The sequence below is a fragment of the Corynebacterium sp. 5QC2CO genome, assembly GCF_024580435.1.
Classification (GTDB): domain Bacteria; phylum Actinomycetota; class Actinomycetes; order Mycobacteriales; family Mycobacteriaceae; genus Corynebacterium; species Corynebacterium jeikeium_D.
Genome location: NZ_JANIKI010000011.1, coordinates 36,674 through 59,085, shown reverse-complemented (window position 1 = coordinate 59,085; position 22,412 = coordinate 36,674). Strand labels below are relative to the sequence as shown.

General features: G+C 57.1%; 18 protein-coding genes and 1 tRNA gene. 4 read left to right on the top strand and 15 right to left on the bottom strand.

The window, feature by feature from the left end:
• Position 1 precedes the first annotated feature (1 nt).
• From NQ014_RS09085 to NQ014_RS09075, 3 genes are all read left to right on the top strand, one after another.
• Positions 2 to 1,312, top strand: coding sequence for a nicotinate phosphoribosyltransferase (locus NQ014_RS09085; protein WP_016422259.1), 1,311 nt, complete (start codon positions 2 to 4; stop codon positions 1,310 to 1,312).
• A 137-nt stretch (positions 1,313 to 1,449) separates the two neighbouring features.
• A complete protein-coding gene (locus NQ014_RS09080; protein WP_257074967.1) occupies positions 1,450 to 3,429 on the top strand; it encodes an ATP-dependent DNA helicase in 1,980 nt (659 codons plus the stop codon).
• A gap of 182 nt (positions 3,430 to 3,611) precedes the next feature.
• A complete protein-coding gene (locus tag NQ014_RS09075; RefSeq protein ID WP_042388489.1) occupies positions 3,612 to 5,195 on the top strand; it encodes an AMP-binding protein in 1,584 nt (527 codons plus the stop codon).
• Here NQ014_RS09075 and NQ014_RS09070 read toward each other — a convergent pair.
• The 11 genes from NQ014_RS09070 to NQ014_RS09020 all read right to left on the bottom strand — a co-directional run bounded on the left by NQ014_RS09070 (position 5,186) and on the right by NQ014_RS09020 (position 18,962).
• Complete coding sequence (locus NQ014_RS09070; protein ID WP_257074937.1) at positions 5,186 to 5,989, bottom strand: aminoacyl-tRNA hydrolase; 804 nt, start codon at positions 5,987 to 5,989, stop codon at positions 5,186 to 5,188. The two genes, NQ014_RS09075 and NQ014_RS09070, sit on opposite strands and share 10 nt — an antisense overlap.
• Entirely contained in the window at positions 5,989 to 7,281 is a 1,293-nt protein-coding gene (serB, locus tag NQ014_RS09065) for a phosphoserine phosphatase SerB (protein ID WP_257074936.1), read from the bottom strand. The genes NQ014_RS09070 and serB overlap by 1 nt, the downstream gene beginning before the upstream one ends.
• A 277-nt stretch (positions 7,282 to 7,558) precedes the next feature.
• Positions 7,559 to 9,259, bottom strand: coding sequence for a cytochrome c oxidase subunit I (gene ctaD / locus NQ014_RS09060; protein WP_257074933.1), 1,701 nt, complete (start codon positions 9,257 to 9,259; stop codon positions 7,559 to 7,561).
• 330 nt (positions 9,260 to 9,589) lie between these two features.
• Positions 9,590 to 10,606, bottom strand: coding sequence for a class 1b ribonucleoside-diphosphate reductase subunit beta (gene nrdF / locus NQ014_RS09055; protein ID WP_016422253.1), 1,017 nt, complete (start codon positions 10,604 to 10,606; stop codon positions 9,590 to 9,592).
• A 339-nt stretch (positions 10,607 to 10,945) separates the two neighbouring features.
• Positions 10,946 to 12,391 carry an MFS transporter gene (locus NQ014_RS09050; protein ID WP_257074929.1) on the bottom strand — a complete coding sequence of 482 codons (1,446 nt, stop codon included), beginning with the start codon at positions 12,389 to 12,391 and terminating at the stop codon, positions 10,946 to 10,948.
• A gap of 50 nt (positions 12,392 to 12,441) precedes the next feature.
• The gene (deoD, locus tag NQ014_RS09045; protein ID WP_038627983.1) at positions 12,442 to 13,167 is read right to left on the bottom strand and encodes a purine-nucleoside phosphorylase; all 726 of its coding nucleotides are present in this window, start codon (positions 13,165 to 13,167) and stop codon (positions 12,442 to 12,444) included.
• 235 nt (positions 13,168 to 13,402) lie between these two features.
• Positions 13,403 to 15,547, bottom strand: a complete 2,145-nt coding sequence (nrdE, locus tag NQ014_RS09040; RefSeq protein ID WP_172620253.1) for a class 1b ribonucleoside-diphosphate reductase subunit alpha — start codon at positions 15,545 to 15,547, stop codon at positions 13,403 to 13,405.
• Between the two features lie 173 nt (positions 15,548 to 15,720).
• Positions 15,721 to 16,143, bottom strand: a complete 423-nt coding sequence (gene nrdI / locus NQ014_RS09035; protein ID WP_239393061.1) for a class Ib ribonucleoside-diphosphate reductase assembly flavoprotein NrdI — start codon at positions 16,141 to 16,143, stop codon at positions 15,721 to 15,723.
• Positions 16,144 to 16,228: 85 nt separating this feature from the next.
• Entirely contained in the window at positions 16,229 to 16,453 is a 225-nt protein-coding gene (gene nrdH / locus NQ014_RS09030) for a glutaredoxin-like protein NrdH (protein WP_005511161.1), read from the bottom strand.
• A gap of 752 nt (positions 16,454 to 17,205) precedes the next feature.
• Positions 17,206 to 17,328 (bottom strand): type B 50S ribosomal protein L36, encoded by a 123-nt coding sequence (ykgO, locus tag NQ014_RS09025; RefSeq protein ID WP_005511141.1) that lies wholly within the window; start codon positions 17,326 to 17,328, stop codon positions 17,206 to 17,208.
• Positions 17,329 to 17,579: 251 nt separating this feature from the next.
• Complete coding sequence (locus NQ014_RS09020; protein WP_257074926.1) at positions 17,580 to 18,962, bottom strand: sugar porter family MFS transporter; 1,383 nt, start codon at positions 18,960 to 18,962, stop codon at positions 17,580 to 17,582.
• Positions 18,963 to 19,099: 137 nt separating this feature from the next.
• Between NQ014_RS09020 and nadE the strand changes: the two genes are divergently transcribed.
• Positions 19,100 to 19,945 (top strand): ammonia-dependent NAD(+) synthetase, encoded by an 846-nt coding sequence (gene nadE, locus NQ014_RS09015; RefSeq protein WP_257074925.1) that lies wholly within the window; start codon positions 19,100 to 19,102, stop codon positions 19,943 to 19,945.
• Between the two features lie 71 nt (positions 19,946 to 20,016).
• Here the strand turns inward: nadE and NQ014_RS09010 are convergent, their stop codons facing one another.
• The 4 genes from NQ014_RS09010 to NQ014_RS08995 form a co-directional block, all read right to left on the bottom strand.
• Complete coding sequence (locus tag NQ014_RS09010) at positions 20,017 to 20,613, bottom strand: TetR/AcrR family transcriptional regulator (RefSeq protein ID WP_257074924.1); 597 nt, start codon at positions 20,611 to 20,613, stop codon at positions 20,017 to 20,019.
• A 178-nt stretch (positions 20,614 to 20,791) separates the two neighbouring features.
• A complete protein-coding gene (locus NQ014_RS09005; protein WP_257074921.1) occupies positions 20,792 to 21,226 on the bottom strand; it encodes a pyridoxamine 5'-phosphate oxidase family protein in 435 nt (144 codons plus the stop codon).
• A gap of 134 nt (positions 21,227 to 21,360) precedes the next feature.
• Positions 21,361 to 21,436, bottom strand: a tRNA-Ala gene (locus tag NQ014_RS09000).
• Positions 21,437 to 21,611: 175 nt separating this feature from the next.
• Positions 21,612 to 22,343, bottom strand: a complete 732-nt coding sequence (locus NQ014_RS08995) for a thioredoxin domain-containing protein (RefSeq protein ID WP_257074919.1) — start codon at positions 22,341 to 22,343, stop codon at positions 21,612 to 21,614.
• Positions 22,344 to 22,412: the final 69 nt, after the last annotated feature.

The window sequence follows — 22,412 nt, the reverse complement described above, 5'->3', positions numbered from 1 at the left end:
CGTGATTGATAAGCATTCCTCCACCGCCCTTCTCACCGATAAGTACGAGCTGACGATGCTGCAGGCATCGCTTGCCGACGGATCCGGCGAGCGCCAGGTCGCCTTCGAGGTGTTTGGCCGTCGTCTACCGAATGAGCGCCGCTATGGCGTTGTCGCTGGTACAGCGCGTGTGTTGGATGCTATCCGCAACTTCCGCTTCACCGAGGAACAGCTGGCTTCGCTGGACTTCCTCGATGACAGGACGCTGGATTACCTGCGTAACTATTCCTTCAGTGGCCAAGTCGACGGCTACCGCGAGGGAGAGCTCTACTTCCCCGCCTCGCCCATTTTGACGGTGCGAGGCACTTTCGCCGAGTGCGTCATTTTGGAGACTGTTATTCTCTCCATTCTCAATGCAGACTCCGCCATCGCCTCGGCAGCAACCCGAATGGTCACGGCTGCCGGTGGGCGCCCGATTATTGAAATGGGTTCGCGTCGCACTCATGAAGAAGCAGCTGTGACTGCTGCCCGCGCCGCCTACCTGGCAGGTTTTAGCGCCACCTCCAACTTGGAGGCAGCGGCACGGTACAACATCCCAGCCTCCGGTACCGCTGCGCACGCGTGGACTCTGTTGCACACCAACCCAGATGGCACGACGAACGAGGCTGCGGCCTTCAAGGCTCAGATTGACACACTGGGAACCGACACCACTTTGTTGGTGGATACCTACGACATCACCGAGGGCGTCAATACGGCTATTGAGGTCGCGGGTCCGGAACTCGGCGGTGTACGTATTGACTCCGGCGACCTCGGAGTTCTCGCTCGCCAGGTGCGTCAGCAGCTGGACTCCCTGGGTGCACACAACACCAACATCGTAGTGTCCTCTGACCTCGACGAGTTCGCCATTGCGGCGCTGAGGGCAGAGCCGGTCGATGTCTACGGCGTGGGCACCTCTGTAGTCACTGGCTCCGGCGCACCGACTGCGGGCCTGGTCTACAAGATGGTCGAAGTTGATGGGGTGCCCGTCGCCAAGCGTTCTCTGGATAAGCGGAGCCATGGTGGCGTGAAGGCGGCGATTCGTACCTGTCGCCGTTCCGGTACCGCCGTGGAGGAAATCGCTTTCCCGCTCGGCTCGGAAATCCCGGATGTGGGCAACCTGCACTACCGCGATCTGACCATTCCGATGATGCGCGATGGCGAGGTCGTCGATGGTCTACCGACCTTGGAGGAGTCCCGCGATCACTTGGTTAAGGCGCTGGTCAGCCTTCCGTGGGAGGGGCTCGCACTTTCCCGTGACGAGCCGGTACTGTCCGTCCGTTTTCACGGCGTTTAGGCGGCGGGGGAACTGTGTCGGACACTCCCGAGCACGCAGATTTTGCTGAGCTATCGGACGACTTTGAGGACTTTGACGATGTTGACGATGTTGACGAGCTAGCTTCACCGAGAGCCAGCGTCCATAACGCGGATAGCATCGAAGCTCTTCTCGATGCGGCAGTGAAGGGACTCGGCGGAACGACTCGACCGAATCAGGTCAAAATGTCCCGGTCGGTGGCCTCCGCCTTTGCGCGCGAGCGGCACCTAGCGGTACAGGCAGGTACCGGTACGGGTAAGTCGCTAGCCTACCTGGTGCCTGCCATTGTGCAAGCAATGGAGTCCGACGAGTCTGTAATCGTTTCCACGGCGACCATTGCGCTGCAACGCCAGCTGGTCGAACGCGACTTACCGCGGCTAGTCAGTTCGCTAGAGCCACACTTGTCCCGCACGCCAACCTTCGCAATCCTCAAGGGCCGCTCGAACTACCTGTGCAAGTCCAAGGTCGGAAATGTCATCAAAGATCCCGTCATGGACGGTGATGAATCCGAGCCGACCGCTATGGGCGGCCCCACTGCTCTACTCAGCGAAGCGCAGCTCAGCCGAACCGCTGCCGAGGTCATGCGACTACGCGAGTGGGCCAATGACACCGACACCGGCGACCGCGACAGCCTGGACAAGGGCGTTTCCAACGAAGCCTGGCGGCAGGTCTCCGTCACGGCTCGCGAATGCGTCGGTGCCATTTCCTGCCCTTTCGGCGAGGAGTGTTTCGCCGAACAAGCCCGCCGCGAGGCCTCCAACGTCGACATCGTTGTCACCAATCACGCGCTGTTGGCCATCGATGCGCTCTCCGACGCCATGATTTTGCCGCAGCACGACTGCGTTGTCATTGACGAGGCTCACGAGCTCGACGGTCGAATCACCTCTGTTGCCACCGACGAGCTCTCCCCTGCCGGTATCACCATGATGGCCCGGCGCGCCCGCAAATTCGGCGCCGCAGAGAAGGTGGATGATGTCACCGATGCCACGGATCTACTCGGCGAGACCGTCGCATTGCTTGCCGACGCCTACAGCGGCGCACTCGAAGAAATTCCCGGTGAGCTTGGAGCAGCGCTAGCTTCGCTCCGCGATAGCCTGTGGCAACTACAGACCACGCTAGGCACCTCTAGTTCAGGCAGCTCTGGCGGGTCGGGCTCCGGTGGTTCGGGTTCTGACTCTGACAACACTGAGCGCCAGACCGTCCGCGCTGCCGTGGAGAATATGCACGACACAGTCGTGCGAATTCTAGAGTTCAGTAGCGACGATGTCGTATGGCTTGGCGAGAACAAGACAGTTTATGTCGCTCCCCTGTCCATCGCAGCACTGCTTCGCGAACGCCTCTTCGGCGAATCCACCGTCGTTTTGACCTCAGCAACACTTGCTCTTGGCGGCAAGTTCGATGCTATGGCCGCTGCCTGGGGGCTTCCCTCCGGCGGGTGGGATGGCTTGGACGTCGGCACGCCCTTTGACCCGCAGAAATCTGGCATCCTCTACGTCGCACGCGACCTGCCACGACCTGGACGCGATGGCGCCACACCGGAGCAGTTCGCGATCATGGAACGCCTCATCCGCGCCGCTAGTGGGCGAACGCTGGGGCTGTTTTCCTCTCGCCGAGGCGCTGAGGCAGCGGCGGAGGAAATGCGCAAGCGCCTGCCTTACGACGTGCTGTGCCAAGGCGATGACTCTATCGGTGCTCTGGTTGATCGCTTCGCAGCTAATCCGCAGACATGCTTGTTTGGCACGCTGACGCTGTGGCAAGGCGTCGATGTACCAGGCCCGTCGCTATCGTGTGTCATCATCGATCGCATCCCATTCCCCCGCCCCGACGACCCGCTCCTGTCCGCGCGCTCCGATGCCGCTAACGCCGCTGGCCGAAACGGTTTTATGGAGGTCTCAGCGACACATGCAGCGCTGCTGATGGCGCAGGGTTCTGGTCGTCTGCTACGCCAAGTCGATGACCGCGGGGTTGTTGCGGTGCTGGATTCACGGTTGGCGACTGCGCGCTATGGTTCCTGGATTGCCGCGTCGATGCCTGACTTCTGGCGGACAACCAGCCTGGATATTGCGGCTGGAGCGTTGCAGCGGCTAACCCAAAGCTGATTCAGAGGGGGCTGTCTGGGCTCACTAGGTGATGCTGGATTAGGCATAGTTTCTGGAAAAAATCCCACGCTTTTCTGTCCAATACATTATTGTGATGTGAAACACAGCACTGCTGCAGTGACCTGGCTAATGAAGCAGGGCACTTGGCTGCCGTGCGCGAGATTAGAAAGGCGATTTCCTGCATGCCCCTTTCCAGCAACCTCCCCGACATCGACATCCCGGAGACCTCGCTCTTTGAGTTCCTCTTCGGAGAAATTGAGCCACGCCACCAGGACAAGCTTGCAATCGTTGACTCAGGCTCCGAGGTCACCTTCGGTGATCTGAAGGCCAGCATTGAGAAGTTTGCGGGTGCGCTGGCAGCACGTGGGATTAAGAAGGGCGACGTTGTGGCTCTCCACTGCCCCAACTCGACAACCTTCGCGGTCGCTCTTCACGGTGTCTTACGCGCGGGGGCTGTCTGCACGACGGTCGCATCGCTGGCAACTGCGGAGGACATTGAAAACCAACTCCGGATGTCTGACGCGAAGATGATGCTAACGACCTCCTCAATCGGTTGGGCTGGCGCCCACGGCGCTGAGGCTGCTGGTCTGCCGGAAGAGATGATTATCGGCCTGACGGGTCTCCACGGCATGGGCGAGCTGCTTGCCGAGGGGCACGCAGCCCCGGACGTCGACGTATCACCCGATGACGTTGCCGTGATTCCGTTTTCCTCGGGAACCACCGGTGTACCGAAGGGCGTCCAGCTCACTCACCGCAACTTGGTGGCCAACGTCGCTCAGGCGGGTGGAGCTACAGTCAACGCGCTGACCGAGGACACCCCGGCTGTCACTATCCTGCCGTTTTTCCACATCTACGGCCTGACTGCGCTGCTGAATCTGTGCCTGTGGCGCCGCACGACGCAGTACACCATGGGCAAGTTCGACCTCGTCGATTTCCTGTCCATCATCGCCGAGCACAAGGTGAAGTTCGCGTTCATCGCACCACCTGTAGCTGTGGGCCTGGCCAAGCACCCAGCTGTCGATTCCTTTGACCTGTCCAGCCTGGAGACAATCTTCTCGGGTGCCGCTTCTCTCCAACTTGACCTCGCGGAACAGGTGGAAAAGCGCCTTGACTGCGTGGTCGCACAGGGCTTCGGCATGACCGAGTCCTCGCCAGCAGCCCACATCCGCATCGGCCACGATAGTCCGCTGGACTCGATCGGTCGCGCAGTCCCCAACACTCAGTACAAGATTGTCAACCTTGACTCCGACAGCTTTGAGGAAATCCCGGTTCCCGCCGAGGGGCGCTCGGAGGCAGGTGAGCTATGGATTCATGGTCCACAGGTGATGAAGGGCTACCTCAACAACCCGAAGGCGACGGCAGAGACGCTTGTCGACGGTTGGCTGCGTACCGGCGACGTTGCGGAACTCGACGAACACGGGAATGTGTACATCGTCGACCGCTTCAAGGAACTGATTAAGTACAAGGGCTACCAAGTTCCACCGGCCGAGCTCGAGTCCGTGCTGCTCAGCCACCCGGATATTGCCGATGCCGCCTGCAGTGGTGTCGTTCGCTCCGACGGCGAGGAGATTCCTAAGGCTTACGTCGTCCTCAAGGCGGGCAAGCAGGTGACTGAAGACGAGATTATGGACTACGTCGCCGACCGCGTCGCACCGTACAAGAAGGTGCGAGCAGTCGAGTTCATGGATGAAATCCCGAAGTCGGCGACGGGCAAGATTCTGCGCAAGGATCTCAAGGCCATGGAGGCAGCACGCGCTCAGTCGTGAGTTACTGCCCCAGGGGTCACCGCCACGGTGACTGAACCGGGTGCAATCTCAGTAAACCCGGCATCCTGAACCTCAACCGCGCGGAGCTCTGGCGCTGGCCACTGCTCCCGCGGTACTTCTTTCACATCTAACGCATAACCACTTTGCGCCCACGTCCAAGCGTCCTCGACCGACAGGCTGGCCGCATAGAGCATTGAGCCGTGTCCAACTTGCGCGGCCACCTTTCCTACGGACATATTCAGGTTTTTGTCCACCCAAATCACTGGCAGAGCAAAGGTGTCAGCGCTCTCATGGTCGTCCGGGGCACCGGGAGATGTGTTCTCCGGGTCGTCGTAAGGCAAATCGGTGCCGGAAATTTGTAGTTTGGCAATCTCCGGGTAGGTTTCGTCGACAGGAGTTGGCACTAGTGCGCGAGCTTGCGCGCCGTCGACGTCCACGGTGACACCCGGTGCAAGCTGAGCGCGTTGCCAGCCGATATTGCGAGCGCGACGTGTGAGCTTGCGGATGCGCGCACCGTACCAAGACGCCAGACCTTGTTGATAGGCAGAAGTGTCATCGCCTGCGCGTTCGTCCAGACAACAAGCAACAACAGCCATCGCGGCAGCGCGGAGCAGCGCAGTGCGCGAGGGGCGTTCCTTATTCGGAACCTCAAGCACAATAGCCATTGCCCACGGCACATCCTCGCCGTGGTCTTCCCTATCGGGTTGCGGCAGGAGGTTATGGGCGATACGGAACCACTCCGGTACCGATGATGCGTCCGTGACCGCTGGATTCTTGTGATCCTCGCGTTGCACTACTGCTCCAACGGCACGCGGCGGAAGGTGCCATCTTCGCGGTCGGCATCGTCGATTTCATCGCGGGAAATGCCCAGCATGAACAGAATCGAGTCCATGAATGGAACGTTGACGGACGTGTCAGCGATTTCCTTTAGCGCCGGCTTGGCATTGAAAGCAATACCAAGGCCTGCGACCGACAACATATCGATGTCATTGGCCCCATCGCCGACCGCAACGGTCTGATGCATCTGAAGCCCCGACTCTGCGGCGAACGTCTTGAGGCTGCGGGCCTTCTCCTGCCTATCGACGACATCGCCGACCACGCGTCCAGTCAGCTTTCCGTCCTCGACTTCGAGGGTGTTGGCCTTGTAAAAGTCCAGACCGAGATCCTTTGCCAGTGGCTCCAAGATCTGGATAAAGCCACCGGAGACAGCACCACACTTGTAACCGAGGCGCTTCAGCGTGCGGATCGTGGTGCGGGCGCCTGGAGTCAGCTCGATGGAGTTAGTGACTTCCTCTAGGACGCTGACCGGCAGGCCAGCCAGAGCCTTAACTCGTTCATGCAGTGACTCGGCGAAGTCCAGCTCACCGCGCATAGCGCGCTCTGTAACCGCTGCAACCTCCGCCTCGCGACCAGCATGGGCGGCCAGCATCTCAATGACCTCACCGGTAATCAAGGTCGAGTCTACATCGAAACAAATCAAGCGCTTGGAGCGTCGCTGCAAACCAGCGCGTTCAATTGCGATGTCAATGTCCTGGTCCTGTGCAAGCTCGGCCAGTGCCTTACGCAGCGGAATGCCCGCACCCGGCTTCGGGTCCGGAATAGAGACCAGCAATTCCAGGCCAGTGACTGGGTAGTCAGCAATGCCGCGAATGGAATCGATGTTTGCACCGTAATCAGCAAGAGTGCGGCCGATACGGGAAATATCCTCAGCGTTGACCGGATTGCCCAACACGACAAGTGCGTGGGTGGAGCCATCGCTGCGCTCAATCGGGGCATCCAGCTGGAAACTGACAGTCATGCCGTGAGGCTTCAGTGTTTCAATGAGTCCCTCACGGAGAACACCGACCTTTTCTTCTGTGACACCAACAAGCGCACCGAGGCTCAGATTAGAGCGGAACACCGACTGTTCCACATCCAAAATTTGAACTCCGTGGGCCGCGAGCACGCGGAAGAAAGCTGCGGAGACACCCGGGCGGTCTCGGCCGACAGCGGTAATAAGCACCGGAGCTAGTCCCGGTGCCAACGAAACCGATAGAGCATCGGTATCTACAGACTGACTGGGAGAGGTAGTTACCTGTTCATTCACCAATCCAGTATCGCATGAAGCCCCGGCAGAGTGCTCATCGCATAGTGGGATTCCGCACTTCAGTGGGTGGCCAGTGACAGGCGCTAGCCATCGCCTTGCTCTCTTGCCCTTCTGGCGCTCCCTGCGCCCCCTGCTCTCCCTGCGCTCTCCTACTGCCTCTTCCCTAGGAAAGACTCTCAAAGACAAGACTAAGGCCCCATCACGGAGAACCGTGATGGGGCCTTAGCTTCGCGTAGTTATTAACTCAGAGTTGCATCAGCCATGTAGCCACTAGCTCTTAGAGCTGACGACCAACGTGGGCCTCTGCGCGCTGACGCTCAACCATGTGCGGGTAGTGCAGCTCGAACGCCGGGCGCTCCGAGCGGATGCGCGGCATCGAGGTGAAGTTGTGGCGCGGCGGCGGGCAAGAAGTAGCCCACTCGAGGGAGTTACCGTAACCCCACGGGTCATCAACAGTGACGACCTCACCGTAGCGCCAGGACTTGAAGACGTTCCAGACAAACGGGATAACAGACAGCCCCAGGATGAACGCACCAACGGTGGAGATCATGTTCAGGGTTGTGAAACCGTCAGTCTCGAGGTAGTCGGCGTAACGACGTGGCATACCCTCGTTACCCAGCCAGTGCTGGACCAGGAAGGTCAGGTTGAAGCCGATGAAGGTCAGCCAGAAGTGAACCTTAGCCAGCTTCTCGTCGAGCATACGACCGGTCATCTTCGGGAACCAGAAGTAAACGCCCGAGTAGGAAGCGAAGACCAGAGTACCGAACAGGGTGTAGTGGAAGTGTGCCACGACGAAGTAGGTGTCAGAGACGTGGAAGTCCAGCGGCGGGGAGGCCAGCATAATACCGGTCAGACCACCGAACAGGAAGGTCACGATGAAGCCGAGAGCGAAGGTCATCGGAGACTCAAAGGTCATGTGGCCGCGCCACATGGTACCCATCCAGTTGATGAACTTAACACCGGTCGGTACCGAAATCAGGAAGGTCATGAACGAGAAGAACGGAAGCAGAACGCCACCGGTCACGAACATGTGGTGCGCCCACACAGCCATGGACAGACCTGCAATAGACAGGGTTGCGAAGACCATACCTGCGTAGCCGAACAGCGGCTTACGGGAGAAGACCGGAACAACCTCAGTAATGATGCCCACGAACGGCAACAGCAGAACGTAGACCTCTGGGTGACCGAAGAACCAGAACAGGTGCTGCCACAGCATGGCGCCACCGTTTGCCGGGTCGTAAATGTGACCGCCCAGCTTACGGTCGTACAGAACACCAAGAGCAGCTGCAGTCAGGATCGGGAAGATCAGCAGAGCCAGGATCGAGGTAACCAGGATGTTCCAGGTGAAAATCGGCATACGGAACATGGTCATGCCCGGTGCACGGAGGCACAGGACAGTGGTGGTCATGTTAATAGCGGAAGCGATGGTACCGACACCACCGATACCGACACCGACGATCCACAGGTCAGAACCGACACCCGGGGAGTGAATCGGGTCAGACAGCGGAGAGTACATGGTCCAACCGAAGTCAGCAGCACCACCCGGAGTCAAGAAGCCCGACAGCATCAGAATGCCACCAACAGTGGTCAGCCAGAAGCCGAAAGAGTTCAGACGCGGGAAAGCCACGTCCGGAGCACCAATCTGAAGCGGCAGAATGTAGTTAGCAAAACCCCAAACAATCGGGGTACCGAACAGAAGCAGCATCACCGTGCCGTGCATGGTGAACATCTGGTTGAACTGCTCGTTAGAAAGGAACTGAAGTCCTGGGGCGAAGAGCTCAGCACGGATAAGCAGAGCCATCAGACCGCCGACAAAGAAGAACGAGAAGGACATAATGATGTACATAATGCCCAGCTTCTTGTGGTCGGTCGTGGTCAGCATTTCCCACGCCCAGCTGCCCTTACGCTCATGTCCGAACGGCTGCGGCCGTTCCGGCGCTACAACGCCATGATCTGGACGAGGCGCTACTGCAGTCATTCTTCCTCCTTACTACGCGAAGATTTCCTGTAACTCACTACAGGGATTTTAAGTTTTGTCCTTGTGAGAATAGTGCAGGCGAGTACTCGACGGCGAACCCACCTACCGCTATGTGCCAGATTCTAGTCTGAACCTTGGAAAAAGTTAAGGCTAAGGGATTTTCCGGCTCACTTCCCCACTCAGCTAAGCACACTATTAGTTTCCTGAGAATTGTCTTAACCTGGGCTAACGCCTTTTTAGCAGGAACCGTCGAGGCTAGGACTACTACCCCCGTGTGTGTGCTGTCACCAGAGTGAGGCTCGATGCGGAATGTTCCCTACACCTGTGCTTTTAGAAGTCCCAGTCCTCATCCTCGGTTACTTCAGCCTTACCCATGACGTAGGAAGAGCCGGAACCCGAGAAGAAGTCGTGGTTTTCGTCAGCATTCGGCGACAGGGCCGACAGAATCGACGGCGAAACGCGAGTCTCGTCGGCCGGGAACATACCCTCATAGCCCAAGTTGTTTAGAGCCTTGTTGCCGTTGTAACGCAGGAAACGCTTGACATCCTCGGTCCAACCGAGTTCGTCGTACATCTCTTCGGTGTACTGAATCTCGTTGTCGTAGAGATCAAACATGAGGTCGAAGGTGTAATCCTTCAGCTCGTCACGTTCGGCCTGGGTCAGACGCTCCAGGTTGCGCTGGTACTTGTAACCGATGTAGTAACCGTGAACTGCCTCATCACGAATGATTAGGCGAATAATGTCCGCGGTGTTGGTCAGCTTGGCGTGGCTGGACCAGTACATCGGCAGGTAGAAGCCCGAGTAGAACAGGAAGGACTCCAGCAAAGTGGAAGCGACCTTCTTCTTCTGCGGATTATCGCCCTCGTAGTAGTCGAGGATGATCTTGGCCTTCTTCTGCAGGTACTCATTCTCCTCGCCCCAACGGAACGCATCCTGAATTTCAGGAGTCGACGCCAGCGTCTGGAAAATCGACGAGTAGCTCTTTGCGTGCACCGATTCCATGAAGGCGATATTGGTGTACACAGCTTCCTCGTGCGGAGTCAGCGCATCCGGGATGAGCGATACTGCGCCAACTGTGCCCTGGATGGTGTCCAGCATGGTCAGACCAGTGAACACGCGCATCGTGGTGCGCTGCTCCAGTGCGTTGAGCGTATTCCAGCTCTTGATGTCATTCGACAGCGGCACCTTTTCCGGCAACCAGAAGTTACCGGTCAGACGATCCCAAACCTCGAGATCCTTGTCATCAGGAATCGTGTTCCAGTCAATAGCCGCAACTGGGCATGCACGCGACTCTGGATTCTTCTCACGGTGGGCCGGAGTCGAGGGTGGGCAATCATCGAAACTCACGTGGAAACCTCTCCCTTTTTCATTGATATTGCCGTTTTTCGAACACACCTTATATATAAGGAACGTCCTTCACTCTTTATGAGTCCAAAAACAGCGGCTGCAGCGGTGGCTATTCCAGCCTTGTCCCACTACAAAACGTCAGGCTCCCGATGAAAGGAGCCACTACCCTTAGCAGCTTACCCACACTGCCCTCTTTCAGCACACCGCTGTTGGCCAACTCTCCAATGAACACCTTTTATTTGTACCCCTCCCCCTCAGGCAACCACGTCACACAAAGAAAAAGGTGCTTGACGACGCAATGTCCGTCGTCAAGCAGCAAGCGCAAGATGTTGCGCGAGCCTAGGCGTGAACCTTCTCTCGGTTTTCTGCGGTGTCGTTGATGATGCGGTCGGAGATGACGTACACCAGCAAACCTACGACAGCCATGAGCGCGAGCAACCAAGCGATGGTAGCGGAGACCCCTTCTGCTTCAGACTGCGCGATGGAGAGGGTGCTGAAGAAGGCCGGTCGAGAATCAACAAGCATGGCCGTTAACGCGATGCCAACCGGGACGGCAATGTTGATCGTCAGATTGTAGAAACCGATTGCAACACCAGACTTGGCCGCGGGAATGTTCTGCAGTGCGGTCGCGACCAACGGCGCATACATGAGCGCGAACCCTGATGGGAACAGAATCATGGAGACGATAACCGTGGCAACACCGGCCCCCGGCAGCACTGCGGGGATGAGCAACGCCACGATGATGATGCTGATAGCTGCGACAATGGCCTGCTTCGAGGGCAGGAACTTGGCAACCTTGCCAGACATTACACCGACGATGACAGCGCAGAGGTAGCCCGGCGCGAGGATATAGGCAGCACCGTCGAGATTGATGCCATAGAGCTCGTCGACCATGTACGGCAACAGAATGGCCGAATACCCCAACTGGACCATGTAAACCACGAGCACAACAATCAGCGCGCAAACGTAGCGAGCATTGGTAAAGAACGACGGGCTGACCACGGCGTTGTCATGTGTCCGGATATGCGAGACAAAGAGCGCGACGCCCAGCGCAGCGGCCGCCAACCACCACCATTGGAACTGCTGCATGAACAGCATCACCGCAGTGGCGATGACCGCGATGAGGAACAGGCCAAAGATATCCAGGTGGCTCTTCTGCTGCTGCTCTTCCGGAACAGTCTTAATCAGGAACGGAATGGCAACTATCAGAATGAGCGAAATCAGGAACATAGCCGGCCAGGAAATGTAGGTAGCCACGATTCCCGAGGTCAACGTTCCAATCAACAGCGCAGCTTGGAAGGCCGCGGTGGAAAAGCCGAGGTAGGTTTTCTGATCTTCTGGGCTTAGGTACTTGGTGACATAGATGACGTAGAGTGTCTCAGCCGCCGCCAGGCCGGCAGTTTGAATAATGCGGGCAGTAAGCACGATTGGCCATACTCCCTGGAAGAAATAACCCAGTAGAGAGCCCACGGCGACAAAGCCGATACCGACAATCATCAATTTGCGGATACTGATGCTGTCCGCCAATGCGGCGTACACCACCGCTCCAATGCCAATCAAGATACCGGCGAGTGTCGCCTGCAGACTGGCCGTGGAGACACTGAGGTCCAGAGATTCCGCAATCGGCTTGGTCATGAACTTAAAGCCATTGTCCAAGACCAAACAGAATACAAAGGAAAACAGCAAGACCGGGACTGCGGCCTTAGGGTTTGGCGCAGCAGCCTTGGATGCTGCGCTTTGGGAGGGATTCACGTTCAAGCTGGTATTGCTGGCGGGATTGCTCATCGCACTGTACCTATTTCACACTTCAAGCCGATTGATTGCAGACCAGGACACTAGAGTCGAGCCAGCGGCAATGCCAGCTCCATCATCGTCGTGAAGGCCTTCTCACGTTCCTCCGGAGTGGTCTTTCCACCGGTGACGATGTTGTCCGACACAGTGAAGATTCCCATGGCCTCCACACCGGCCTCGGCGGCAGTGGCATAAAGGCCAGCAGATTCCATCTCCACCGCCAGCACACCCATGCGTGCCCAACGGTCGTTCACATCATCCTGGAAGTTGTAGAAAATATCGCTGGACAAGATGTTGCCGACGTGCGTAGTGATGCCCTGCTCACGGGCGCGATCGCGAACATCTTCAATCAGACGGAAAGATGCGGACGGGGCGAATGTCCCCGGCAAGTTGTACTGCGATAGAAAATTGGAGTCCGTCGACGCCGTCTGGCCGATAACCACGTCATACAGGTCCAGCTCCGGCTGCAACGCGCCGCAGGAACCGACGCGAATCAGCTTCTTGCAGCCGAAAACATGGATAAGTTCCCAGGAGTACAGCGAGATAGACGGAATGCCCATACCGGATCCCATGACGGACACTTCCTGCCCCTGGTAGGTGCCGGTAAAGCCCAACATGTTGCGAACTTCGTTGAACTGAACGACATCATCCAAATAGGTCTCCGCAATGAACTTGGCACGCAGCGGGTCACCTGGCAACAAAATGGTTTCTGCAATCGGCGCACCCTTTGGGTTGATGTGTGGAGTGCTCTTACCAGTGGTATCGGACATGGCTTCCAGCCCCTTCCCCCACTAGCCGTGGGTGAAAATTATGCGAACATTGGTGTACCACTGCCCAGGTTAATTACCTGGATTACAACCGTCAATAGTGATATTTACATTTGTTCCCAATTGGGTGGAGTGACGAAAAAGGCGCGAGAATCTCCCGGCAAAACTCGGGGAAATTCTCGCGCCTTCAATGCGCTACAACTGAAGCACTAGATGCCTAGCCCTCAAGCACGCTTGCTTAAAGCATGCAGGATACGCAACCCTCGACCTCAGTACCCTCCAGCGCAACCTGACGCAGGCGGATGTAGTACAGAGTCTTAATACCCTTGCGCCATGCGTAAATCTGCGCACGGTTGAGGTCACGAGTGCTCACCGTGTCCTTGAAGAACAAGGTCAGTGACAGTCCCTGGTCAACATATTTGGTAGCGACCGCGTAAGTGTCAATGATCTTCTCGTAGCCGATTTCGTAGGCGTCCTGGAAGTACTCACGGTTGTCATTGTCCAAGTGCGGAGCCGGGTAGTACACGCGACCGATCTTGCCCTCCTTGCGGATCTCAATCTGAGATGCAATCGGGTGAATCGACGAGGTCGAGTTGTTGATGTAGGAAATCGAACCGGTCGGCGGCACTGCCTGCAGGTTGCGGTTGAACAGGCCGTACTCCATGACGTCGGCCTTCAGTTGTGCCCAGTCCTCAGCGTCCGGAATGTGCGCGGTGGAGTTCTCGAAGATCTCCTTGACGTGCTGAGTCTTCGGCTGGAACTCTGCCGGATCGAAGTTATCGAAGTACTTGCCGCTGGCGTAGTCGGAGTTCTCAAAGTTGACGAACTTCTGACCGCGCTCGCGAGCAATCTTGTTGGATGCGCGCAGGACTGCGTAGAGCACTGCTGCGAAGTAGGCGTTGGTGAAGTCCAGGCCTTCTTCCGAGCCGTACATAATCTTCTCGCGGCCAAGGTAGCCGTGCAGGTTCATCTGCCCCAGGCCGATGGCGTGAGATCCGTCGTTGCCCTTGCGAATCGATGGCACCGAGTCAATAGAAGTCTGCTCACTGACCGCAGTCAGGCCACGGATGGCAGTCTCGACAGTGCGACCAAAGTCCGGCGAGTCCATGGTCATCGCAATATTCAGCGAACCGAGGTTACAGGAAATGTCCTCACCCACGTGCTCGTAGGACAGGTCCGCATTGTAGGTCGACGGGGTGTTGACCTGCAGAATCTCCGAGCAGAGGTTCGACATGTTAATGCGGCCCTCAATCGGGTTCGCGCGGTTAACCGTGTCCTCGAACATGATGTACGGGTAGCCGGACTCAAACTGAATCTCAGCGATGGTCTGGAAGAACTGACGCGCGTTGATCTTCTGCTTACGAATACGCGGGTCCTCGACCATATCCGCGTAATTCTCGGTGATGCTAATGTCCGCGAACGGCTTACCGTAGACACGCTCGACATCGTACGGGCTGAAGAGGTACATGTCGTCGTTACGCTTGGCCAGCTCGAACGTGATGTCCGGAATGACAACGCCGAGCGACAGCGACTTGATGCGAATCTTCTCGTCCGCGTTCTCACGCTTGGTATCCAGGAAGCGCATGATGTCCGGGTGGTGCGCGTGCAGGTAGACAGCGCCTGCTCCCTGGCGAGCACCCAGCTGGTTAGCGTAGGAGAAGGAGTCCTCCAGCAGCTTCATAACCGGGATGACACCGGAAGACTGATTCTCGATGTGCTTAATCGGAGCGCCCTGTTCACGCAGGTTGCTCAGCAGCAGCGCCACACCACCGCCGCGCTTGGACAGCTGCAGCGAGGAGTTGATGGCGCGGCCAATGGACTCCATGTTGTCCTCGATACGCAGCAGGAAGCAGCTCACCGGCTCGCCGCGCTGGGCCTTACCGGAGTTGAGGAATGTAGGAGTAGCAGGCTGGAAGCGTCCGGCGATGATCTCATCAACCAGGTGCTGCGCGAGCCCCAAGTCGCCGTCGGCAAGCGTAAGTGCAACCATGCACACACGGTCTTCGTAGCGCTCCAAGTAACGCTTGCCGTCGAAAGTCTTCAGCGTGTACGAGGTGTAGTACTTGTAAGCACCCAGGAAAGTCTGAAAACGGAACTTGTGGGCGTAGGCCTGCTTGAACAGCGCCTTGACGTCCTCAAATTCGTACTTCTCCAGAACCTCAGCCTCGTAGTAATGGTTCTCTACCAGGTAATCGAGCTTCTCCCGCAAGTTATGGAAGAACACAGTGTTCTGATTGACATGCTGCAAGAAGAACTGTCGCGCAGCCATGCGGTCCTTATCGAACTGAATCTTGCCGTCTTCACCGTACAGATTCAGCAGCGCATTGAGCGCGTGGTAATCCAGCTTGTCCTCGCCCACCGGCTCCGCGACCTGCTTGCCCATTTCCGACACGTTGACTCCTTTAATATTCATTTGCCTGCGCAGGGTCTGTTCAATCACTGCCCAGAGCAATCCAATCTAGCTATTTTCCTCGCGCACCGCTTTACGACGGCTTCCGCGAGCGCACCCATTCGGTTGTCTCAGTGCCCCTTCCCTCGACACTGAGGCTAGCCAACTTAAGCGCTGGCTCTACCGTGGAAGAACTCCTCTAGCCCTTCTCTGACTCGCTGCACATCATGGTCGGTTCCCATCAGCTCGAAGCGATATAGATATGGAACCTTGCACTTGTAGGAGATGACATCCCCTGCTTTACAGAAGTCCTCACCGAAGTTGAGATTGCCGGCAGCAATCACACCTCGGATGAAAGAGCGGTTGTGCTCATTGTTAAGAAATTTGATGACCTGCGGAGGAACTGGCCTCGAGTTACCGCCGCTGATGGAAGCGCCGCCACCATAAGTCGGGCAAATGAGGACGTAGGGCTCATCGACGATAAGCTCCGGCTCATTGCGACGGATGGGAATGCGGGCATTTTTGATACCTAGCTTTTCAACAAACTTGTGTGTATTCCCCGTCGCCGAGGAGAAATACACCACCAGCATGAGAGCTTCACCCTTTACATCGCAAAACCCCCGCAATCTTCGTTTCCCGGGTGGTCAACGAAATCTGCGGGGAGGTGTGTGATTCTTAAGCTGCCTGGAGAGCCTTGATGCGGTCCGGGCGGAAACCCGACCAGGTCTCAGTGCCAGTGTCAACGACCGGTGCCTGTAGATGACCGAGAGCCATGACGTAATCTCGAGCCTCATCATCCATGGTGATGTCGACGATATCGTAGGCAATTCCAGCCTTATCGAGGGCGCGAGTGGTAGCGCGGCACTGGACACATGCAGGCTTGCTGTAAACGGTAACCATGACTCTCACAAACTTTCTGGCTTTGGGTAAGACCAATGAATCGGATCGACTTCGTACAAACAACGGAAGCGGCCGAGGAATCAGCGGATTGATTGAATGACTGAAAGCTCCCGGAGGTCCATGAGAAACCGAGTACGGGTGGCCGACAGATCCTTTTAGCTATCCTTGGCTCGACATCGAAAACACTACACTTGGTGCCTGGAAAACTCTAGTCATACTAGATGTAGTACTCACAACCATGGTATTCCCTGTTCGGAGATCTCTGGCGCACAAGATGTTGTACACAGACGCACCACAACCTTGTAATTTCACGCTAAAAATTCTAGAAAATCGCAGAAAAACAACTATCGGCGCATTTTGGTTAAACCAATTACTGCAAGACGGCTCGAGGCCAATCACACCAATACCAGGCGCCGCACCGCCCCTCCCCTTCCCTGTCCCTCCCCTGCCCAACTTCGGACTCAGCAGCGATCTCAAAAAATCACGGGCTGCACATGTGAACATGGGCTGCAAATGTGAAACTGTGTAAGTTTATGACACTTTCAAGCCATTTTTCGAGCCATTTCTGTCATAAACGTAGTCAGTAACTTCCATCGCCCCACCGCCGCCAGCCATAAACGCTGTCGCCGCCTGAACCTACCCCTCGAAAAACCAAAAACCGCAACCCTTAGCCACAGTAAAACTGCGACTTCAGATTGCGGTTTTGGCAATAAATGAGGAAGCTATTTGCTTCGCGCTAGCCTAAATAAGGCTTAGCCCTGGCGGGCCTTGAAGCGCGGCTCCTTCTTGTTGATCACGTAGACCTTGCCACGACGGCGCACGACCTGAGCGCCCGGCTTGTTCTTCAGCGACCGAAGGGACTTGCGGACCTTCATTCGGGCGCTCCTTTCTACTCGGCTCCGAAACGGGAATGTGCACACTGCACTCTCCCCGGACAATCACCCCAGTGACTGCCTGGCAACGCACCCTTCCTGATAATCCGAAGAAATATCAAAGAGTATGCGTTACGACACGAGTTGCCATACTACCTAATAAGCGGAATAACTCCAAAAATCCGGGGGAAACATGTCCTTTGACGGTCAACCCCAAGATTGCGACTCCCCACGTTGCAACTGCCTCCGCTTCTCTATTTGGCAGCGGCAATCATGTACTCGCGGACCTCGGCAAGTGTCTTGCCAGAAGTCTCCGGCACCGCCTTGATGGTGAATACCAGCGCAATCGCGCCCGTGATGGCAAAGAAGAAGAATGACCACGCACCACCGACAGCATCCACCATCGGGAGAAATGCCTGCGCCACAAACCAGTTCGCACCCCAGAGCGCGAGCCCTGCCAGCCCCATACCCAGGCCGCGGGCTTCTGTCGGGACAATCTCGGAAATCAGGAGCCAGGTCGCCACCGACACAGCCGCCTGCTGAAACACGATAAATACGGTCATCAGCAGTAGCGACATCATGGCACCGGTCGAAGAGTTACTCGACAGACCATAGACGGGCGCCAGCACGAGCAGCGAGCTTGCACAGCCCACCAAACCGATAATCAGCATTCGCCGGCGACCAACGCGGTCAATAATGCTCATACCGATTGCACACGAGATCACCGAGGCGATACCGATAATGATGGAGGTATAGACAGAGCTTTCCGTTGACAAGCCAACCTTGTTCATCATCGTCGGCGCGAAATACATAATCGCGTTCGCACCCGTGACCTGCTGCGTCACGCCAATAAGCATCGCAATGATGACGGTGCGTCGCACCCACGGGGTTTTCACGGCCAGGCGCTCTGCTGCACGCTGATCGGCGCTTGACGACGCCTCACCAACGGCAACCTCAGCCAAGGTCGCCTCATCTCCCTGCATCTGACGCAGCACGGCCAGCGCCTCGCCCTCCTGTCCTCGACGGACGAGGTAGGCCGGTGTGTCCGGCAAAACCAGCATGCCGATGAGCAGCACGATGCCAGGGACAGCGCCGAATCCAAGCATGAGTCGCCAGTTACCGGAGGAGGCTAGGGCGGAGTTGGTGAGGAACGCCACCAGCTGACCAATCACAATCATCAGCGAGTTCAGGCTGACCAGGCGTCCACGCACATGCGGTGGTGCCATTTCGGAGATGTACATCGGTACAACGATGGAAACACCACCGATACAGACGCCGAGCAAAGTACGCGCAGCACCCAGCGAAAACGCACTTGTAGCGAAAGCACACCAGATACTGCCGATGATGAAGCCGACCGCTCCGAGCAGGATGGTGCCACGGCGCCCCAGGGAGTCCGCTACGCGACCGCCCAGGAACGCACCGAGGGCAGCACCGACCAAGAGCATGGCGGTGACAGTGGACTCCTGTCCTGGAGTCAGCTCAAACGAACGCTGGATATACAGCAGCGCGCCCGAGATGACACCGGTGTCGTAACCAAAGAGGAGGCCGCCCAGAGCGGCGATGATAGCCACGGCTATCGACCGAGTTGTGGTGGTTTCCCGGTTCGGTCCAGTCTTATTCTGTTCGGTTGTACTCACGCTGGAAATCTTGCCACCGTCCGGTCAAAGACCCCCTATCCGAACAGCACTTACTCGATAAAGATGAGAGTTTTGGCACTCTTCTGGCAAGAAAATCATCCCTTTTCCCGTCCGGAACTAACGGTAGAGTGAGGCTCATGACACCAGTAGGAACACAGGATTTCCCGCATCCCCTCCAGTCGGAGATTATTAACGACCTCCACGTCCAGTCCACCATCAATGCCGCCGAGGAAATCAGCCGCCGAGTCGATTTTCTCTGCGATTATTTCCGCGCCGCGCATGCCAAGGGATTCGTGCTCGGAATTTCTGGCGGTCAAGACTCCACGCTGGCCGGGCGTCTAGCGCAGTTGGCCGTCGAAAAGCTTCGCGACGGCGGCGAGGATGCCACTTTCATTGCCATTCGCCTCCCCCACGGCGTGCAGGCCGACGAGGATGACGCACAGGTGGCACTGCAATTCATTCAGCCTGACCAAAGGCTAACTATCGATATCGAACCGGCCACCGCCGCGATGACCACCCAGGTCACCGATGCCCTGACCGGCAGCGCTATCAGCGATTTCAACAAGGGAAATATTAAGGCTCGCATGCGCATGATTGCCCAGTACGCAGTGGCGGGTGTTGACGGCGCTTTGGTCATCGGCACAGATCACGCCGCGGAGGCGGTCACCGGCTTCTACACCAAACACGGCGACGGCGCCTGCGACCTCGTCCCGCTGCAGGGGCTGAGCAAGCGCCAGGGCGCGGCCTTACTCCGTCACCTCGGCGCACCAGCCAGTACGTGGGAGAAGGTGCCTACGGCCGACCTGGAAGAAGATCGCCCTGCGCTTCCCGACGAAGTTGCACTCGGGGTGACCTATACCGCCATCGACGATTACCTCGAAGGCAAGGCCGTCTCAGATGAGGATGCCGCGCGAATCGAGCACCTCTACTCCATTTCCCGGCACAAGCGAGCCGTCCCTCCCGGACCGGCCGATTCCTGGTAGCGCTAGGCTACTGCCCCGGGCCACCGATCTAGCGTCCAGGACAGAGCAGCAAACCTCTTAAGAGAAAACCCTTAAGAGAAGGCCTCCGCGCCAGCGTCCCAAATAGCTCCAACTGCGGCCAAGCTGTCTGCCGCACCGGCTTCAGCGCTGGGTTCCAGCGCAGGTGAACCATCCTGGACGAGCTCGGCGGTTACCAAACCGTGGGCGAACGCCCACATGGCCAATCCCTTAGACTCATCGCCGGCAACCTTAATGAATGCATCGCGAATCCAGGCATCCAACGACGAAGGCGCGACGACATTCACGAAATTAGTGCGACTCATCAGCCGGTAACCATGCGGATCGTCGAGAACTGCCTGGCGGTACGCCTGCAGCAGAGACGCCGAAGTGCATTCCTCATCAATGGCAGCATGAATACGCTTGCCCAGATTCTCGAGGCTCTCGGTCAGCAGCAGCTGAAGGAGCTCTTCTTTGCCGCTGATGTGCTTGTACAGCGATGGCGCCTTCACATCGAGCCGCGCCGCTAGGCGGCGCATGCTGATAGCACTCCAGCCCGATTCGCGCAGCATCGCGCGCGCTTCATCTACGATCTTCTGCATACGTGGGGACTGCCTGCGCACATCGGGCTGCGCTGGCACCCCATCGGTCGATTCTATGGTGCACGTCACATTTGCGACTGTAACGCGTTGAATCTCACTTAGGGCGCTTTTGGGTAATTTAACCCAACAATTTTTAAAAAACAGCTAACGGCGGTGCTCAGTCACTAAAAGCTGCCTTTGCACGCTGCAAGCTTTGCTTTACGACGGAGCCCCCACCGTCGTAAAGCAAAAGTGCCATATGCCACCGCTACACTTCGTAGCGATTCGGCTCCTCCCCGAGGTGGAAATGGCGACCCGAAACATCGTTCGGGGTAATGCGCACGTAGTTGTACTTCAACGTCGGCAGCCAGGGCTTCAGCGGCAGCTCATCTGCAGCGTTAATATCCGCGCGGGAGGTGAGAACCTCTGCGTCACCCTTTACGATGACCGACCATGCCTTCTGTGCATCCTTGTCAACAAAGTCGGCCTCAAAAAGAACATCGTGGTTCAGAGAAACAGTAAAGAGCTTCGACCCCTCGGCAGTGCGGAAGTAAATGCTCCCCTCATGAACGACGTAGTTCAGCGGGAAAAGATCCATATCGTCTTTACGACGAACAACCAGGCGCCCAAAAGTCTGCGTAGCCAGCAGCTCAAGGGATTCTTCGGTGGACAGTTTCTGAATAACGGAGTCGTTGTATGCCATACCCCCAGTATTCCACCGTTCAGACAAAGTTGCTACAGCCATACGGATTACCAATCATTGAGGTAAACGGCGAACGCACTACCCAGGGCAGATACAAGAAAACCCCCGGTCATAACGACCGAGGGTTTTTCTACTGGTGGAGCTAACGGGACTCGAACCCGTGACCCCCACACTGCCAGTGTGGTGCGCTACCAGCTGCGCCATAGCCCCAGAATCAACATCGAAGTGGCTTTTACCCTCCGCTGTGGACTCCTCAAAGGCTACATGGCACTGTCATGTATCACCAAATCCGCATGTAGAACACTCTTTTACGTATTCGCCGAGTGCCCCAGAGAGGATCTGCCGAACATGAACTGAAGATGAATCGTGTAAGTGTGCACGGAACCTAGCGCAGGGCCACCTTAACCCACTGCCCCAGTCCCCCATCGCCGGAAATGTTCTCCAGAATATCCTTGCCATCGACAAAGACGTGCGGTGAGGAAACCTTGCCCAAGCGCTTCTCAAGGTCATCGAAGTTGGCATTTGCGCTCGCCTTGGCCTCGGTGGTGTCGATGCCAGAGCGGACTTCGCTGACAATTTCGTCAGCGACACCAAGCTGCTCCAGACGGTCAGCCAGCTCATCATTACTCCACGTGACGGAGTTCTGCTGGTCAGCCATCATCATTGTGTGGAAGTTCCAATATGCGCGAGCATCACCGGTCTCAGCAATCTTGCGGGCAACCGCGAAGACGCGAGTGGAGTGACCGTCACGCTGCTCCTTCTCCTGACCATCCAGGAAGTTCAGCGTGCGGTATTCAGCGACAAGCTTGCCGTCGTTTAGCGCCTTGAGCTCATCATCGTGGCCCTCTTCGCTCATCTGAGCACAGTAGTGGCACGAGAAGTCCTCAAAAATAGTGGCCGTTTTAGCCCCTTCGGCGCCGTCCTTGCTCAGTCGGATGACATCGCCGTCGAGCGCGACGGAGAAGTCGACGTCCTCATCTGGCAGTCCCTCAATCGGCTGCGATCGGCCGATGTAGATAACGCCACCAATAACAACTGCAACGACAGCAAGAAGAGCAATCAGGCCGACGACGAAGCCACTGCCCTTTTCATTTGGATTCTTAATCTTCTGACTCACACCGCTTACGATAGCGGTGTTTTCTTGCCAATGACACAATTGCGCCTGAGAAATCGGAAATGGTTGTTA

Coding starts and splice junctions, on each gene's coding strand:
- NQ014_RS09075 (WP_042388489.1), top strand. CDS start 3,612: ATGCCCCTTTCCAGCAACCTCCCCGACATCGACATCCCGGAGACCTCG.
- ctaD (WP_257074933.1), bottom strand. CDS start 9,259: ATGACTGCAGTAGCGCCTCGTCCAGATCATGGCGTTGTAGCGCCGGAA.
- NQ014_RS09050 (WP_257074929.1), bottom strand. CDS start 12,391: ATGAGCAATCCCGCCAGCAATACCAGCTTGAACGTGAATCCCTCCCAA.
- deoD (WP_038627983.1), bottom strand. CDS start 13,167: ATGTCCGATACCACTGGTAAGAGCACTCCACACATCAACCCAAAGGGT.
- nrdE (WP_172620253.1), bottom strand. CDS start 15,547: ATGGGCAAGCAGGTCGCGGAGCCGGTGGGCGAGGACAAGCTGGATTAC.
- nrdI (WP_239393061.1), bottom strand. CDS start 16,143: ATGCTGGTGGTGTATTTCTCCTCGGCGACGGGGAATACACACAAGTTT.
- nrdH (WP_005511161.1), bottom strand. CDS start 16,453: ATGGTTACCGTTTACAGCAAGCCTGCATGTGTCCAGTGCCGCGCTACC.
- ykgO (WP_005511141.1), bottom strand. CDS start 17,328: ATGAAGGTCCGCAAGTCCCTTCGGTCGCTGAAGAACAAGCCGGGCGCT.
- nadE (WP_257074925.1), top strand. CDS start 19,100: ATGACACCAGTAGGAACACAGGATTTCCCGCATCCCCTCCAGTCGGAG.
- NQ014_RS09005 (WP_257074921.1), bottom strand. CDS start 21,226: ATGGCATACAACGACTCCGTTATTCAGAAACTGTCCACCGAAGAATCC.